Annotated in this window: 12 protein-coding genes; 6 read left to right on the top strand and 6 right to left on the bottom strand. The window is 63.8% G+C overall.

Annotation, left to right across the window (positions count from 1 at the left end; all coding sequences use genetic code 11):
* Positions 1 to 94 precede the first annotated feature (94 nt).
* Positions 95 to 1,681: a hypothetical protein gene (locus tag LZC95_33120; protein WXA91286.1), complete on the bottom strand. Its 1,587-nt coding sequence runs from the start codon at positions 1,679 to 1,681 to the stop codon at positions 95 to 97.
* A gap of 2 nt (positions 1,682 to 1,683) precedes the next feature.
* The gene (locus tag LZC95_33115; GenBank protein ID WXA91285.1) at positions 1,684 to 3,654 is read right to left on the bottom strand and encodes a DUF839 domain-containing protein; all 1,971 of its coding nucleotides are present in this window, start codon (positions 3,652 to 3,654) and stop codon (positions 1,684 to 1,686) included.
* 377 nt (positions 3,655 to 4,031) lie between these two features.
* Between LZC95_33115 and LZC95_33110 the strand changes: the two genes are divergently transcribed.
* Both LZC95_33110 and LZC95_33105 read left to right on the top strand, forming a co-directional pair.
* Positions 4,032 to 4,814, top strand: a complete 783-nt coding sequence (locus LZC95_33110; protein ID WXA91284.1) for a trypsin-like serine protease — start codon at positions 4,032 to 4,034, stop codon at positions 4,812 to 4,814.
* Positions 4,815 to 4,883: 69 nt separating this feature from the next.
* Positions 4,884 to 6,146: a VWA domain-containing protein gene (locus tag LZC95_33105; protein ID WXA91283.1), complete on the top strand. Its 1,263-nt coding sequence runs from the start codon at positions 4,884 to 4,886 to the stop codon at positions 6,144 to 6,146.
* On the opposite strand, the gene LZC95_33100 is transcribed toward LZC95_33105, so the two are convergent.
* Together LZC95_33100 and LZC95_33095 are read right to left on the bottom strand one after the other, a co-directional pair.
* Positions 6,140 to 7,291, bottom strand: a complete 1,152-nt coding sequence (locus LZC95_33100; GenBank protein WXA91282.1) for a hypothetical protein — start codon at positions 7,289 to 7,291, stop codon at positions 6,140 to 6,142. The genes LZC95_33105 and LZC95_33100 overlap by 7 nt on opposite strands.
* Positions 7,292 to 7,499: 208 nt before the next feature.
* Positions 7,500 to 8,189, bottom strand: coding sequence for a peptidylprolyl isomerase (locus LZC95_33095; GenBank protein ID WXA91281.1), 690 nt, complete (start codon positions 8,187 to 8,189; stop codon positions 7,500 to 7,502).
* Positions 8,190 to 8,283: 94 nt separating this feature from the next.
* Between LZC95_33095 and LZC95_33090 the strand changes: the two genes are divergently transcribed.
* From LZC95_33090 to LZC95_33080, 3 genes are all read left to right on the top strand, one after another.
* A complete protein-coding gene (locus LZC95_33090) occupies positions 8,284 to 10,227 on the top strand; it encodes a glycoside hydrolase family 3 protein (GenBank protein WXA91280.1) in 1,944 nt (647 codons plus the stop codon).
* A 227-nt stretch (positions 10,228 to 10,454) separates the two neighbouring features.
* Positions 10,455 to 11,279 (top strand): TatD family hydrolase, encoded by an 825-nt coding sequence (locus tag LZC95_33085; protein ID WXA91279.1) that lies wholly within the window; start codon positions 10,455 to 10,457, stop codon positions 11,277 to 11,279.
* A 33-nt stretch (positions 11,280 to 11,312) separates the two neighbouring features.
* The gene (locus tag LZC95_33080) at positions 11,313 to 12,314 is read left to right on the top strand and encodes an NADP-dependent oxidoreductase (protein ID WXA91278.1); all 1,002 of its coding nucleotides are present in this window, start codon (positions 11,313 to 11,315) and stop codon (positions 12,312 to 12,314) included.
* Between the two features lie 14 nt (positions 12,315 to 12,328).
* Here LZC95_33080 and LZC95_33075 read toward each other — a convergent pair whose 3' ends face one another.
* On the bottom strand, positions 12,329 to 14,863 hold the full coding sequence (locus tag LZC95_33075; GenBank protein ID WXA91277.1) for a serine/threonine-protein kinase: 2,535 nt from the start codon (positions 14,861 to 14,863) through the stop codon (positions 12,329 to 12,331).
* A 254-nt stretch (positions 14,864 to 15,117) separates the two neighbouring features.
* Between LZC95_33075 and LZC95_33070 the strand changes: the two genes are divergently transcribed.
* Positions 15,118 to 16,089: an NAD-dependent epimerase/dehydratase family protein gene (locus tag LZC95_33070; GenBank protein WXA91276.1), complete on the top strand. Its 972-nt coding sequence runs from the start codon at positions 15,118 to 15,120 to the stop codon at positions 16,087 to 16,089.
* Here LZC95_33070 and LZC95_33065 read toward each other — a convergent pair.
* Positions 16,052 to 17,152: a hypothetical protein gene (locus LZC95_33065; protein ID WXA91275.1), complete on the bottom strand. Its 1,101-nt coding sequence runs from the start codon at positions 17,150 to 17,152 to the stop codon at positions 16,052 to 16,054. The genes LZC95_33070 and LZC95_33065 overlap by 38 nt on opposite strands.
* Positions 17,153 to 17,155 lie beyond the last annotated feature (3 nt).

The raw sequence follows: 17,155 nt of genomic DNA, 5'->3' as shown, positions 1-17,155 counted from the left end.
GGAATCGGAATCGGAATCGGAATCGGAATCGGAATCAGATTCGGATTCGGAATCAGAATGCCTAAAGCTCGAAACCCGAGTCTGAGGAGGATGATTACTTGGCGGTGCGGCGCCGGTCGAGGCGCGCTTCGACGATGCCCGTGGGCGGATCGCCCTCGGGCAGCTCGCGGTGCACGTGGATCGCGGGGGTGACGGTGGCGTCGCGTCCGCGGGCGAAGCTCTGTTCGCGCACGATGATGCGGTAGGCCTTGTCGAGGCGCAGCGCGCGCTCGGGGCTCGGGAGAAGGAGCACGCTCACGTCGGCGCTCGCCCGCGCGGCCATGGTCGGTTCGAGCTGGCCCTTGGCGTCGAAAAAGCGTGAGAGCACTTCATCGTTGGCGCGAAGCTCGTCGCCGGCGCCATTCCACTCCAGGTACGTGGTGTATTCGCCGCGGCCATCGGCGCGCGTGGGCTCGGGCAGCCCATCGAGTCCGCGCTGCGTGGGGTGGAACCAACCGCCCTGAAAGCTCGACGCGGGGAGTTTGCGTCCGAACGAGATGACGCTGTCGTCGGTCACACCGAGCCCCGAATGGCAGCCGATGCAGAAGGCGTGTTCCTCGAGGGTCTGCGGGCGAAGCGCACCGCTGGCATCTTCGATGAAGCCTTGCATGCGCCACCCGGCGCCGTTGCCGATTCCGTGCTCGCCATCCGCCACCATCGCGCGCGTCTTGTTCGGTGATTGCGTCTTTTCCGCCGCCTCGGCGGCGGCTTGCTGCTCGAATTCGCCGTAGGTCACCCAGCGGCGTTTCACCATGTAGCGCAGCTCTTTCATGCGCGGAGCCATGCGCACGCGGCCATTGTCGACATCGAGGTAGCGCAGCGAATGCGCTATCTCCGTCCCCTCGGGGAACAAGCCGGCCGCGAGGCGCGCCTTGCCTTCGACCTGCAACACCGCCGCGCGCCCAACCCAGCTCATTCCTCCGCCACCCGGCCTCCAGCGATAACGCACTACCCGCGCCTCGCCGAGGACGCCATCTCCGTCCAAATCGCGCTCGAGGACACGCTCGTCCGCTGGCGAAATAGGCACGTCACGCCGCGCGATCAAAGCCTCCAAGATCGCGAGATTGAGCGCATAAATTCCTCGATCGAAGCGCCCTTCGCGATTCTGGCGAAATGCCTCGGGCAACCGGATCAAGGCATCGCCAAAGGAGCCATTCGTGGGCCAAAAGCTACCCGGTAATGGGTAATACGCATAGGCGCGCCAACCCGTGTATCGACCGTCGGCCGCGCGATCGAACCCTTCGTCGTCGAAATGGAACGCAAGGTCGTACACCTTGTTGCGGTAGTTGTTCTCGCGCACGTAATCCGTGATCGATTCGTCGGATATCGCAGCAACGGCCGCCGTGCGATCGACGAAGAGATTCGTCCACGGATTCGCCCGCGACGCGGGGCCGAACTCGTAAGCGAGCTGCAACGACCCATCGGCCACGTAATTCGGGGGCGCCGAATCCGCATGGCAGGTGAAACACGGATTGTGAACGCGCCCGCTTTCGTCTTTGGTTTTCGTGTAGCACTGCGGCGGCACGTACGGCGTACCATTCGGAGCCGTTTCCGCGACGGCTTGCGCGCGTGGCGACTCGCGGCAACCCGCGATCGCACCCACGACGACGGCGAAACTCAGCGCGCAAGCCGTGCGAACCATGATTACTGCAGCACCGGGAAGGGGCCGACGACGCCGATCCAGCTTGCCGTTCCCGTCGCCTCGGTGTCCTTGGCGTGGGACGAGTCGCTTTCACCATAGGGGTGCTGAACCGACGTAATCAGGTATCCGTGATTGCCAAGTTTCGGCACCCAATACGGCGAGGTTACCTCGGAGCCGTACGGTGTGGTGAGCACGCGGGTCAGCTTCCCCGAAGGCACGTGGTAGGCCCAGAGTGCGTCGTTCTGATGGCGCCCCGTGTCCTCGCCAATCATCAGCACCTTGTAGCCGGGCAGGTACGTCACATTGTCCGGGCTGGCAAGCCCGCTCACCGCGCACGTATTGCCCGCGTAGGCGCTGCTCGCAGGATACGCCGTTTCCGAGCCCGCAATCAGCGGATACCAATTCAGCGCCGCATAATCGGTTACCTTGGCTCCGTTGGAATCGACCCAAGGCCCCACGTCGAGGGCGAACACCCCGCCGCAGCGGTTCGCTGCCACGTTGATATGATTGTCACCGCCCGACTGCGTGCCCATCGATGCCGTGATGTCGCTCAATCCAATGTAGAGGCGATTCGTATCCGGATCGTACGTGAGCCCTTCTTCCTTGGTGAGCTCCGCGGTCGCACCCTTGATCACGGCGTAACGCCGCGTTTCGAGCCGTGAAGCCGCCAGCTCTTTACCGGGTTTGAGCTTCAAGCACTCCAGGTTCTCGTTGTCCCCATTGGCGCGTACCAGCGTATAGCCATCGGCGCACGTGTTGCCCGTTTGGACGTCGGCCGCGTCGAAGATATCTTGAAACTTGATACGCGGCCCGCCCGCCGGGTGAATCAACGCGCTGATCTCCGCATCCGTCGCATGCCCCAAAGGAACCCATTCGATGTCCGCCTGGAAAGTGCCGCCGGCCGGCGCCGTCTGGTACACGCGCATCGCATACAGATTTCCCGCACCCAGATCGCCCGCCGCGTCGGCGACGAACATCAGCAACGTGCCATTGGTGACGTCGTCGGTGAGAAACACCGTTTTCTTGTCCGGCATCACGTAGGCAAGCTCCATCCCGAGCCGGCCCATCGCATAATGCTTTTTCACGGCCGGCGTGCCGTTCGCATCGAGGGCCACTTCGACCGCGTATCCGTGGAAGTACGCCGAATATGCCGATTGAAAGGCGCTCACGTTCGCATCGGGGGCGCCATCGCCATTGGCGTCCGTGAAGTCGAGGCCCAGGTAACGGCCCATCAGCTTGATTTCGCCCCAGCGCCCGGTCTTTCCCAGCGCCTCCCACGTGGCGGCCGCATCCACCGGCCGCGCATCGACCTGGGCTTCCTCGCCCGAAAGATGCGTGCCCCACGGCGTGATGGAGCCGGCGCACGAGCGATAGAGCCCATCGATCGACGACAGATCGATGGCTTTGGTCGCCGTCGCACTCAGGGCGCCCGTGTCGGCCTGCGTCAACTTGGTGACGTACAGCGCGGCGGGGTAGGACTCGAAGGAGTGCACCAGGAACTTGTTGCCCCCGACGTCCAGAAGCGAAGAAAAGTCGTTTTGATTGCTGATCATCGGCTCGCCGCCATCGTCCTTCAGGAGCGTGCCGTCCTTGGCGAGTTGCGCGCCGGCGCATGTCGAAGGGCTCGCTACGAGGTCGCACTTCTTGTCGGGGCGCGACGGATCTTGGCCCGAACGCAGAATGGGCTGATAGCCAATCGGGACTTCCTTCCCATCGACATTGGCCTTGCCCGACGCTCGCACCTGATTTTTCTCGAGGTTCGTGCGCGGAAAACCCACGTCGCCGAAAGAAAGCCAACGCGCCGCGTTCGCGGGCGGAGCCTGGGGCGCGTCATTGCCATTGGCTCCGTCCTTTCCATTGTTTCCATTCCCACCCGATGCACCATTGGCACCGTCATCGCCCGAGCACCCAAATGCAAGCACGAGAAACGAACCGGTCAACAGACCGACCGTCGTTCGAAAGATTGGCATCATCGAAGAGCCTCCGGGCCGCGGACGGTGCAGAAACTCGATGACGACTGTACGAGCGTTCGGAAACGAATGGGTGACATTGCTGGGCGAGGCGTTTGCCCAATGCGTCATGCCATGTACGCGGTCCGACCGGCCGTGGGGCCGTGGCCAACGCTCGGACACGACGATTCATCAATCGACGATACGTTACGGGCCATAAAGCCAATGTAGATGTGTCATTGATATGTTTTCTTCGTGAGCGCATTTCCACGCCGTGCTATTGGCAATTGAATCGCATCCGGATGAGCGATGGTTGCGGCCACCATGTGAGTGAGCTGCGAGCGTCCTTGCGGATTGGCGGTTTTCTCCTCCTCAATCACCCGCTCGGAAGCGAGGTACTCATGATCGCATATCGTCAGGTCGTTCGCGCCATGTCCATCGGTGTCATGGGCCTTTTGGCCCTTGGCTGCAGTGGGACGGATCTCACGGCTCCCGAAGAAGGTCCCACGGAAAATGTGCAATCGCCGATCATCAATGGATCGCCCGATGGGCACGATGCCATCGTGGGAACGTACACCGGCAGCTCTTTGTGCACCGGGACAATCGTCTCCACCAAGGGCACCACCGGTTATGTTCTCACCGCGGCGCATTGTTGTGAATCGGACTCTCCGCCAAAGCAAGTACGCATCGGCGCCGATTTCCGTGCGGCCAAAGCTTACACGGTCAAGAGCTACCTCGCGCACGCGTCATACACCGGAAATCCGGGCAGTTCTTACGACTTTTGCATGGTCTCGTTCAACGATGGCGATGGGAACATGCAGGTGATTCCTGCGCTCCCGCCGGAGTTGAACAACGTCAAAGTGGGCGACACACTCGACGCCGTCGGCTACGGCCGCACCGAAAACGAACCGCACGGTTCGTCGAACTTGGCACTGAAACGTCTCCACGTGACCTACAAGGTAAAGGGCATTGGAACGAGCGGCCTCGAGACGGATTTCGACTCGAGGCAGGGTGGTACGTGCGAGGGCGACAGCGGAGGACCGGATCTCGTTACCGTCGGCGGCAAGACGTACGTCTATGGCGTGCACTCCACGGTGGACACCTACGACTGCAACAACACGTCGACGAGCGGGGTCGTCTCCAAGGTGAGCCCTTGGATTCAGAACTTCATCAGCGCTAACTGACGAAAATACAAACTGCGGCCACAGGGTCGTTTGACCCACGAAGGTGCCAGGCTGCGGACATGAACGGGGATGAACCAACGTCGACTCGCGTCTTTTGGCGCCGCGGCATCCCTCATCGCCCTCATCGCAGCTGGCTGTGGCGGCAGCAATGATTCGGGCTTTGGCGACGGTAGCGGTAATGGTGGTAACGGTGGCAACGGAGGTGGTGGTGGCGGTACCGAGGAACATGGAAGCAGTGGTGGCGGCTTCGGTCACGGCGGACCCACGTCGGGCGACGGTGGCGGTGGTGGCGGCGGCGGGCAGCCCGATCCTCACTGCGCCGCCGCCGGCGCCGAGGGCAAGCTCACCGGCGTCAATCTCGTTTTCATGTTCGACCGGTCCGCAAGCATGGGATGGACGCAAACCGAGCCCCAGAGAGACATTCGTGACATCAAATGGCGTCCAGTCGTCGCCGCCACCCGATCGTTCTTCGGTGACGCGGCCTCGAGCGGCATGAACGCGTCGCTCGCGTTCTTTTCCGAAAAAAGCGGCGACCGCGGTCTTTGCGGCACCATATGGGATCCTCAGACCGGTGAGGTTATCGCCTCCGCAGAGGAATGCTGCGCGACCGAGACGTATTCGACCCCGGCGGTCTCCTTGCGCAAGCTGCCCAACGCCACCGATTTTGCGGGCGCACTCGATGCCACGAGCCCTGACGGGTCGACACCAACGCACGCGGCCCTTTTGGGAGCCATCGAGCAAGCCAAAGCTATTGCGTCGGATTCGGGGCATGCGAACGAAACCACGCTCATCGTGCTGGTGACCGACGGGATCCCTTCCGATGCCTGTACCCCGCAGAGCACCGTCGAGAATACCGCGGCCGTGGCGCAAGAGGCCCGACGTGCCGGCATCAAGACCTACGTCATCGGGGTGCAAAGCACCGACACTCCCAGCCTGGATAGCCTCAACCAAATCGCCAACAGCGGCGGTACTGGAAAGGCCATCATGGTCGACGTCGACAACCCCGAGAATACGAAACGCTCGTTCGGAGCGGCTCTCGCGAAAATCCGTGGACAGAGCATCTCCTGCAGCGTCGCAATTCCGCCTCCGCCGCCGGGAAAGACGTTCGACCTGAAGGCCGTCAACGTCGTCATCACGTCGAACGCAGGGGCGCAGACACTCACGTACAACGATACGTGCAACGGCGGGGAGGGGTGGCACTACGACAATACGTCGAATCCCAAGATCATCGAATTATGCCCGTCCACGTGCGGCGCACTGAAGAGCACCGCGGGCGCACACATCGATGTTCAATTCGGATGCGCCACCAAGGGCGAAGTCATCATTCATTGAGCGTTGCGCGGCGCCCCGGAAGCCGATGCCGCGGGCGCCTCTTCTTCGGGCATCACCACGCCGATGTGTTGCGGTACCTTCGGAATGGGAGCGGGCTTGGGCGCCGCCTTGGGAACGGGGGGCGGTGATGCTGCGGCCTGCACGTACCCTTGGAGCGCTTCGGGGCGCAGGTTCGTGAGATCGGGCTGGGTCATTTCGCTGTAGAGCACCGCAATCGAAATACCCGCGAGCACACCGAGCGCCGCGCACGCCCCGCGCGAGCGCAGCACCGGATGCGACAGCGCGTCGGTGATGCCTCGCCAAATGCGCCCCAACGTCGGCGCACCGGCGCGCGCGCCAAGGGGCCCCGGCTCGCGCCGCACGGTGGGCATTTGCATGCGGTAGCGCGCCGGCGCCGTCATCGACTCGAGGTCGATGGGATGCACCAACGGCGGGGGCATGGGCATCTGCGCCGCCATGGGATGGGGAGGCAAAGCGGGCCCCATCGGAGGCGCGGGCAGTGACGACGGCGGTGGCGGCGGCAGATACGGGTGCGGGAGCGGGGTCGTATAACCCGCTTGCGCGGGCGGCGGACGTCGCGCGGGCCGCGGCGGGCCCACCAAGGTGATGCTTCCTCCGAACGACGGCGGCCTAGGGCTTCCGGGGGCCGGTGGCGGAAGCGGAATGGCGTTTCGAGCCATGTCCGGCGACGTCAGCGCAGGCAGCGGCGGAAGCGGCGGCCACGAGGGCCGCTCGCCGAGCTGCTGCCGCACCGCCTCCATCGGCAGCGGAATGGTCGCGTTTTCGTCGTCGCCGGGGTCGAGCAGGTCCTCGCTCGAATCGTCGATGACAATCGAGGGCGGCAGGGGGGACGGCGTGCGTGGGGCTGGCGGCGCCGAAACACGCGGAAGGGGCATGAGCCCTTTGCGGGCCGGCAGCGGCGGAACGCCTTTGCCTTGCACGAGCATCTTGCCCGACGACGTGGGATCGCCGCGGCCGTCCTGCGAATCCGGCGTCGTCGGCGCGGCGGCGGGCACCGAGTTCGGAGCCTGCCGCGGCCGGGGTGGTCTCGCGATGGGAACCGCCTTTCCGCCCAACTCGAGAAAGGCGGGTGCGGTTGTCTGGGTGACCTCGAGAGGGTCTTCAGGGATCGCTGTCGGACTCACGCAAACGCTTCAATGCAGCGATCGAGCCAGTCCCACGCCATCGCTTCAAGGGCTCACGTGTGGCGCCGTGTATGTGCTCTGCGCCGATCCCGCGCTTATTGAAACCGCTTTCCGCCGCGTTCATTGCCCTGATCCATGGATCATCGAACCGGGCTTCCGCGGCAGCGGCTATCCGACGGTCCGATGCGGAAATGGGCGGGAACCAGCTCTAGGGATGCTGTCCGAGCGTGGCGACGAAATGAATGCGCACGGGGTACTTCGGCGGCCCATCCAAATCCGGATCCTGGATCCCCGCAGCGACGATCCGGTCGAGCGTATCCATGCCGATGATGACTTGACCGAGCACGGTGTAATTTGGCGCGATGTTGGCGTGGGAATGCACGATGAAGAATTCACTCCCATTCGTGCCCGGCCCTTGGTTGCCCATCGCGACGGTGCCGCGCGGATAAGTCTCTTTGCCGGTCACCTCGTCGGGAAATTTGTACCCAGGGCCGCCTTCTTCCTGTCGATAAATATCCCCGCACTGCAGCACCCCGAGCCGCGGCGAGTTGGTGAGCCGAAAGCACTGCGTGTCGTTGTAGAACCAGCTGCGCGTGAGGTGCACGAAGTTGTGCACGCCACACGGCGCATTGGAGCGATCCATTCGGACCACGAACCAGCCATAATTGGTCCAAAAGCCGATATCGACGGTGCCCTTCGCGCGGGCTGACGCCGAGGGCACCGAAACGGGCTTTGCCGCCGGGTTTTCCGGTGTCGGTGTGAATTCGCACTGCGCTGCGGCACTTCCTGCAGCCTCGTCGTCGGCATCGGCTTGTGCGGATTCCGCGGCGGCATTGGTTGCGAATGTGGCGGGGAGGAGGAGCGCGGCGGCAGCGAGCGGCCTTAGGGATCGGAGCATGGGGGTACCCTACCAAATCCATTCCGTTTGACACGGAACGGTAACCGGTGTCATTCAATGGGGATCGCCCAACCGTCCTCCGGAGGATTGTCCCATGCGCAATGTCACCCGCAGCATCATCGTGGCCGCGGCCACGCTGGCATCGCTCGTATCGTGTGATTCGGAATCGCCGTCCCAATCGGATTCGTCCGACCTTGGCGTGAACGAGGACGCGCTCCTCGCGGAGGACTCGGGCGACGAGAGTGCGCTGGAGGATCAGGTCGCCAAGCTCTCGATTGGCGTTCATGTCGGCAACGTGGACGCGCGCGTGCGCGACCTTTTGGCGCGTATGACGCTAAAGGAAAAAATCGGCCAAATGACCCAGGCCGAACGATTGGCCTTCGAGCCATCGCGCGGCGGGGCAGTGACCGATATTCGCGATTACGGATTGGGCAGCATCTTCGCCGGCGGCTCGAGCACACCTGCCAGCAACACGCCGCTCGGCTGGCGAACGATGATCGACGACTTCCAGAAGCTCGCCACGAGCACGCGTTTGGGCATTCCCATGGTCTTCGGCATCGACGCCGTGCATGGCCACAACAAGTTGTATGGTGCAACCGTCTTTCCGCACAACATCGGTCTCGGCGCCACGCGCAATCCGCTGTTGGCCCGCCTGATCGGGCGCGCGACCGCCGAAGAAGTGGCCGCCACCGGCGTGCATTGGACCTTCAGCCCGTGTCTCTGCGTGGCACGCGACGAGCGCTGGGGCCGCACGTACGAAAGCTTTGGCGAGGAGCCGGAGATCGCCACGTCCCTTTCGAGCATCATCGACGGATACCAAACGATCCCCGGATGGCCCGGCAGCATTCTCGCCACGGCAAAGCATTACGTGGGCGACGGCGGTACGGCATTCGGCAGCAGCACCCATGGAACATATCTCTTGGATCAAGGCGACACGCGCTCGAGCGAGGCCGAATTGCGCGCCGTTCATTTGGAGCCATTCAAGGCGGCCATCGCGCGCGGTGTCTCCACGGTGATGACGTCGTTTTCGAGCTGGAATGGCGTGAAGCTGCACGGCCACAAATACTTGGTGACGGACGTTTTGAAGAAGGAGCTCGGCTTCAAGGGATTCGTCATTTCCGATTATGCAGGCATCGACCAAATCTCGCCGGACTATCCGACGGCGGTTCGCACGTCCATCAATGCCGGCGTGGACATGGTCATGGTCCCATTCGATTACAAACGATTCATCTCGACATTGGAGGCCGAAGTCACTGCCGGCAATGTTCCGGAATCGCGCATCGACGACGCCGTGTCGCGCGTTCTGCGCGAAAAGCTCCGTTTCGGGCTTTTCGAGCATCCCTTCTCCGACACCCGCTTCGAGCGCAGCTTCGGCGGCAAAGCGCACCGCGCGCTGGCCCGCAAGGCGGTGCGTGAGTCGCTGGTGCTCTTGAAGAACGACCAGCGCGTACTGCCGCTGCGGCGCCGGGTAACGAAGATTCTCGTGGCGGGCAGCAACGCCGACGATCTCGGCAATCAAACCGGTGGATGGACGCTGACCTGGCAAGGGGGCAGCGGCCGCAAGACCATCGGGACGACCATCCTCGAGGGCGTACGCGCGAGCGTGGATGCCGATAGCACCGTCGACTACGCCGCCGTTCCCACGGCCGAACAGGCCAATGCCGGCTACGACGTCGGCATCGTCGTCGTCGGCGAGACCCCCTACGCCGAGGGCGTCGGCGACCGCCGCGATCTGCCATTGAGCGCCGCGGATCAAAGCGCCGTCGACACGGTCTGCGCCGCCACGAAGTGCGTCGTCGTCGTCGTTTCCGGCCGCCCGCTGATCGTCACCGATCGCCTCCCGAAAATGGCGGCCTTGGTCGCCGCCTGGCTCCCCGGCACCGAGGGCCAAGGCGTCACCGACGTCCTCTTCGGGCGCGCGAACTTCTCGGGCAAATTGCCCATCTCATGGCCCAAATCCGCTAGCCAATTGCCGAGCCACCGCGGCGACGCCGGCTACGATCCGCTGTTCCCGTATGGCTTCGGTTTGAAATACTGAGCACGCGCCGCGCGGGGAGGGGGGGCCCTCACAGAAAGAAGGAAACCGCCAGGACGCCAGGATCGCCAACTGAACCAACGATAAATCCCCAAATAAGAGTCTATTGTTGGTTCACCTGGCGATCCTGGCGCCTCTCTTTTGGCGTCCTGGCGGTTTCTTCTTCTCTTCGTGACGCTGTTCGAGGATCGCGCTCGCTGATGCCAATTCATGTAGGCTGAGCAGGCCCCATGATCGACATCGGTGCGAATCTCGCCAACAAAGCTTTTCGCGGTGACCTCGAGGCCGTCCTCCGTCGTGCACGGCTGGCCGGTGTCACGACGATCGTGGCGACCGGGACGAGCGAATCTGTCAGTCGTGCTGCGTTGGAGATCGCTCGAGACAATGGGGCGTCGGCAGACGGACCGCGGGTCTTCGCGACGGCGGGGATACATCCGCACCACGCGAAGGATTTCTCGCGAGGCTCGCTGGATACGCTGCGCACCTTGGCAGGCAGCCCCGAGGTGCGCGCCATCGGTGAATGCGGACTCGATTTCGATCGCAATTTCTCACCGCGCGATGCGCAGCTTCGTTGCTTCGAGGCCCAACTCGAGTTGGCTGCGGATCTCGGCATGCCGGTGTTTCTGCACGAACGCGCCGCGGAGGACGACTTCAGCGCCGTCCTTGCGCGCTTTCGTCCACGCTTGACCCGGGCCGTCGTTCATTGTTTCACGGGATCGGCCGAGACGCTGGCGCGATACCTCGATCTCGATTTGCACATTGGAATCACAGGCTGGATCTGCGACGAGCGACGCGGCACCCACTTGGTCGATCTCGTCCGCCGCATTCCGCGGGATCGCATCATGATCGAAACGGATGCACCCTACATCCTTCCGCGCTCGATGCCACGTGCGGAAAGACCGCGCACGGGGAGAAATGAGCCGTGCTTCCTGCGCTGGGTTCTCGAGGCCGTGGCGAAAGCACGAAACGAATCGGAAACGGAGTTCGAGCGCGCTACGGTGGCCACGACGAAGGCGTTCTTCGACCTACCTGCGGACGACGTGAAGCCGCATTGAGGCCGGTGTGTTCTGCACGTAGGATGGATCGCCATGAAGGCGTTCGCGATCGATCGATACGGCGGTCCAGAGATGCTCTCCTTGCGCGATCTGCCGGAGCCGGAGCCCGGCCCGGGGGACCTCCTCGTCGAGATCCGAGCGGCGAGCGTGAACCCGGTCGACTTCAAGATCCGCAGCGGCGGCGTCAAAGTGCTCGTCAAGGATCGCTTTCCTCTCGTCCTCGGCAGTGACGTGAGTGGCGTTGTAATGCGCGTCGGCCCGGGGGTTACGCGCTTTGCGCCTGGCGACGAAGTCTTCGCCCGGCTTCGCAAAGATCGCATTGGCGGCTTCGCCGAGCGCGTGCTCGTCGACGAGGCGTTCGCGGTGAGGAAGCCCGCGAAGCTCACACACGCGGAGGCCGCGTCGATCCCGCTGGTCGGCCTGACGGCGTATCAAGCGCTCATCGAGATCGCCAAGCTCGAGAAGGGCCAACGGGTGCTGATTCATGCCGGCTCCGGCGGCGTCGGCACGTTCGCCATCCAGCTCGCGCGCCATCTCGGGGCCACCGTCGCGACGACGGCGAGCTCGAGAAACCGTGCCCTCGTCGAGGGGCTCGGCGCTTCCGAGGTCGTCGACTACAAGACGCAACGGTTCGAGGAGGTCGTGGCCCCATGCGATGTCGTCTTCGACACGCAAGGCGGTGAGACGCTCGAGCGGAGCTTCCGCATCGTGAAAGAAGGCGGTGCCGTCGTCACCGTCGGCGGTAAGCCCGACGCGAAGTTCGCGAAGGCGTGGGGCCTGAATCCCGTGATCGTGCTCGCACTCGGATTCCTGATGCGAAAGGTGACGCGTCTCGCCCGAGAGAGGCGGGCTACGTTCGAGTACCTCTTCATGCGCCCCGACGCCGAACAGCTCGCGCGGATTGCCGCCTTGCTCGACGATGGTGTCATCCGCCCCGTCGTGGACCGGACCTTCCCATTCGCGCAAACGAAGGAGGCACTCGCCTACGTCGAATCCGGGCGCGCCGTCGGCAAGGTCGTCGTCGAGATGACTTAATCGCCATCCGAGAATCAGCATCCAAGCCGGTGCCGGCGCTGTTTGGCTTCCTCCGCGCTCTTGGAGCGAAGTTTGCCGTTGCCCCAGCGATCGATCACGAAACGATAGGCCTCGCATGCGGCGGAGATCTCGCCGAGCTGCTCTCGGGCCATGCCCAGCCACAGGTGTGCTTGCACATTGAGAAATGGAAAATCGAGGCTATTGCAGGAGCGCGCGGAAGACTCGAGAAGTGGTGCGGCAGCCCTGGCGTCGCCGGCGAGGAGACGGATACGCCCTTCATAGCCATCCATCACGCCAATCAACCTTGCGAACTCGGACGAGGAGCGGACCGCCGGGTCGCCGTGGGGTTCGCGAGCGATGGCCTCCGTGGCTCCGATTCGCGGCCCGATGGCGGTGCCCCATCGCATGACCCAACGTTGGAAATCATTCAATCGGGTCCGATTGGCCTCTTCCCATTCGTCCATCGTTTTGTGCCAACCCGAGGGCGTGAGCGAGCCGTCCTCGAGCTGCGTGGCAATCAGCAATGGGTCGTAATAGCTCGTCCCGACGACCCTTCCCAATCCCTTGACCCATACATTCCGGCGCTGAAGAAAGCGCCGCGCAGCAAGGGATGCGTCGGTGCTGCGACCGAGCTCGAGGAGGAGGCCCGACGATACGACGGCCAGCCGCAAATGGGCATCGATGTCGGAGGTTGTCGCGGCAATATGCGCGAGCTGATCGACCGCATGCAGCGCGGTTTCGAATTCGCCCATCCATGCCGCGACCCTGACCCGTTCGGATAGGATCATCCATTCGCGCTTCTCGGCGGGGAGTCGATTCCATCGCTGGGTCAATGCCTCTTCGATCTCCGGGCGACTTGCCCCGACGGAGGCGAGATTGGTGGCAAAGTGCCAATATAGATTCGATTCTTGCACGCCCAAGCCGAGCTCGCGGCGCGATTCGGCCACCGACTCCTCGCATCGTCCCAGCCGCTTGAGCACGAGCATGCGGCCGTCGATGCAATCCGTGGATTGGGGAGAAGCTTCGAGGCATCGGTCGAGCGCACGAAGTTTCTCTTCCGTCCGCCCCATATAACCAAGAATGATCCCTTGGACCTGCCATGCTGCGGCGAACGTCGGGTCGATGAATGTCGCGCGGCGCTCCAATTCGAGCGCAGCCTCGTAGGCCGCGCGATCCGTGGCCGCGTAGCTTTTTCGAAGCCCCGCGCGCATGAGTAGCTCCGCATCGTGCGGATAACCGCGTACGGCGTCGTCGAGGATCCGAAGCGCCTCCTCGTGATTGGGCGCGCTCGGCCCCACGAGTGCGGTCCATGCATCGAGGACGAGCCGATCGCGCTCGCCGAGGCGGTCGCGAAGGGCGAGCGTACGCCGGAGGCGCTCGCGCGGATGCACCGGAGAGGCGCTCGTCTCGCCCGTGACGACCAGTTGAAGGTGCGCGGGCGCGCACGATGGATCCAGTTCGGTGGCTCGCTCGAAGAGGCGGCGCCCGTGCCCCTCACGGCTATCGTGGACCTCTTGCACGCCCTGTTCGTACAGCTCGGCGGCTTCCAGCGTGCATGCAGGATTGGGCGCTTCCAAAGAGGAGGGTGGTGGTCGTGGCGGTTTCGCGGCAAGCTGAAAGGGAGCGATGATCGCAAGCCCCGCCGCGAGCGCAATCCCGATGGCGAACGGTCGACGCCATCGGGCCGGCGCCGTCCCCGTCGAAAGCCCTAGACCGATGCGTGCACCGATTCGCGCGAGTTCGCGTTGGACCTCGTGCGCCGATGCGGGGCGCGCGTCGGGATCTTTGGCCAGCATGCGCGCAATCAGTGCATCGAGCGCCTTCGGCACGTCCGCGCGCAACTCAGAAACGCGCGGGGCCCGACCCAGGAGGACCTTGGCGATGACGGTCAGCGCGTCATCGCCTTCGAAGGGCTCTCGATTCGTAAGGCACCGAAAGAGAACGCAGCCGAGTGAAAAAAGATCCGCACGACCATCGAGTTTGCGGTCTCCGCTTGCCTGCTCCGGCGAGAGATATCCAATCGTGCCGAGGATGGTTCCCGACGTCGTCGAGTGGGTCGCGCGTTCGTCGCGTGCGACCCCGAAATCGGTGAGTTTGGCTTCGCCGGCACGACCGAAGGCGAGCAAAATATTGCTTGGCTTCACATCGCGATGGACGATGCCGCTGGCGTGAACGGCGGTCAGTGCACCGGCGAGACGATGTCCAAGAACGACGACCTCCCGGATATCCATTCCCGGTGGATTGCCAACGAGGCGCGCACCCAGACTCTCCCCCTCGATCCACTCCATGGCCAGGAAGGGCTCGCCCCGCTCGGAAAATCCGTGCCCCACGTAGCGCACGATGGCCGGATGATCGAGCCGTTCCAACGCACCCGCTTCCGCGACGAATCTTCGGACGGCATCCGGATCGGCATCGACCCCACGCAAAACCTTGAGGGCCACCAAGCGACCCCCTTTGCGATCGATCGCACGATAGACGATCCCCGCCGCACCTTGCCCTGCCTCGAGCTCAATCGCATATCGCCCGGCGAACACATCGCCAGCACGCAAGGCCGCCGTCCGATTGCCCAAAAGCATCCTGCTGCTCGCCCGAAAAATGCCATCGTAACACGGCCGCCTCGCCGCGCAGCTTGGATCGCCGACCTAGCGTTCACCGGATGTCACGCGCCTCCCGCTTGGCGCGTTGAGCGCAGTCGGTGTTATGCGAATACGCGCATCCCCAGACGAGAGGTATTGCTTTTTTGCCGTCAGGATTTGCGAAAATTCAATCTTCGTTGCGTCGGAGCAAAATGTAGATTCCTGCCATGGAACACGAGCGACCTTCTCTACATGTCGTTTTGGGGGCGGGGCAGATTGGGTCGCGATTACCGCGGCTGCTGCTGGCCCGTGGTCATCGTGTGCGCACGGTTCGGAAGGGGGGACGCGGAGACGCTGCCCCGGTGACGGCGAACCACGAATGGCTCGAGGGTGATATGGCCGATCTCGACTTCGCCGAAAGGGCTACCCGAGGCGCCGCCGTCGTGTACGACTGCATGAATCCGCCGTATCACCAGTGGCCGGAGCACCTGGTTGCGATGGGGCGTGGCGCACTTCATGGCGCAGCGAAGGCCGGTGCGAAGCTGGTCGCGCTCGATTGCCTCTACATGTACGGGCGTCCGTCGGGGCCCATGAGCGAGCTCTCCCCCTACGCGCCGTGCAGCAAGAAAGGCACGCTGCGCGTCGAGCTGTCCGAGCTGCGGCTCGGAGCGCACGGACGCGGCGACGTGAGGGTGGCCATCGCACGCGCGAGCGACTTCTTCGGGGAAAATCTGCCCTATTCGACATTCAACGAGCGATTCTTCGACAGGATCTTGGCCGGCACCCCGGGCGAGTGCATGGGCGATCCCGAGATGCCGCACTCGTACACCTATGCGAACGACGTAGCGCGGGCGCTGGTCCTGCTCGGCGAACACGACGAAGCCATGGGCCAGGTTTGGCACATCCCCACGAATCCTGCGGAAAGCTCGCGTCTGCTCACACGCCGCATGGGCCGCGCACTCGGCCTCGACGCCGACATGGTCGGTATTCCAAGAATGGCGCTGCGCGCGATGGGAACGTGGAACCCGTTCGTGCGCGAGCTCGTCGAGATGACCTACCAATGGGAGGTCCCCTTCGAAATCGACGACTCGCGCTTTCGTTCGACGTTTCGCTTCGAGCCGACGCCCATCGACGAGGCGGTTGCCAACATTGCAGCGTGGGTTAAGTCCTCTCCACCTTGGAAAACCCGCCCATGGTGAAATCCGGTTTCGATTGGAGGAACACGCGGATGGCCGATGGGGGCGCGGCGGGGCGGGGGAGGCGATTGGGGAAGGCGCGGAGTGGGGTGGTGGTGGCCAGCGTGTACGAGGCCCAGTCGCCGCGCGAAAAAGCATAAGGGGCGAACGTCGCAAATCGGCCGGCGAAGGACAATGTGCCGCGGGCGTCGTATTGCGGCAGAAGCTCCACGAGCTCGGTATCGTCCTCGGCCTCGCCGTTCCATTCTTTACGAAGCTCGTCGAATTGCTTTTCGGCGCGTGCGCGGGCCTTGCGTAATGCCGCCACGGGAACGCTTCCAAGGTCCATCGGCTTGGCATCATTGGCAATATCGAGAACACCGGCCGCGCTGAAGGCATGCCCGTGGGCACCGCAGCTATCGACCCACGTGCTTTCACGCACGAAGAGGTACGAATCCACGGAACCCGTGAGGGTCACCTCGAAGCTGAAATCGTTCGCGCCCGCCACGAGATCGCCCTCGGCGGCGTCGTCCAGGCGCAATTGCGATACCACTTTTCGCGTGCCCGAGGACAAATCCACGAGCTCCGCTTGATCCACCGTGCGCGTCGGATTCCGCGCAATGTCCTCTTGCTCCGCCTGCCAGGCTTCTTGCGAAGCCTTCACCTGCTCGGCGGGGACGCCATCGGCATCATCGAATTTCACCCGGCACGCACGCCGCGCAACCTCCACCCGACGAACCGCCCAGCGATGCAAATGCCCATTGGCTGCAACCACGGTCGCAGGGACGTCCGCCACCACCGAGCCGTCCGTCGTGATCGCGTACGTCCTCGGGGCACTTCCGCGGCCGCGACCCCAAACGAGGTACGTCGCGCGCGCGAGCCCCGCGCGGGACGGTGCATCGATGGGGTCGACCTCGGCGTCGCTTTCCAACGCGGCGTTCGGAGGCTCCGCGGGCGACGGCTTTGCGGAAGCCCTGGCATCCTCGGCGCGTGGAAACGATGAGGGCTCCGACGAGCTCTCCGTCGTCGAGGAGCAGCCCAGAAGTCCCATCAGGGAGAGAGAAACCATCGCGAATGTCTGGCGCATGCG

The organism is Sorangiineae bacterium MSr12523 (genome assembly GCA_037157775.1).
GTDB classification, from domain to species: Bacteria; Myxococcota_A; Polyangia; order Polyangiales; family Polyangiaceae; genus Pendulispora; species Pendulispora brunnea.
Note: the sequence above shows the minus strand (reverse complement) of the source record. Positions and strands in the feature narration are given on the sequence as shown.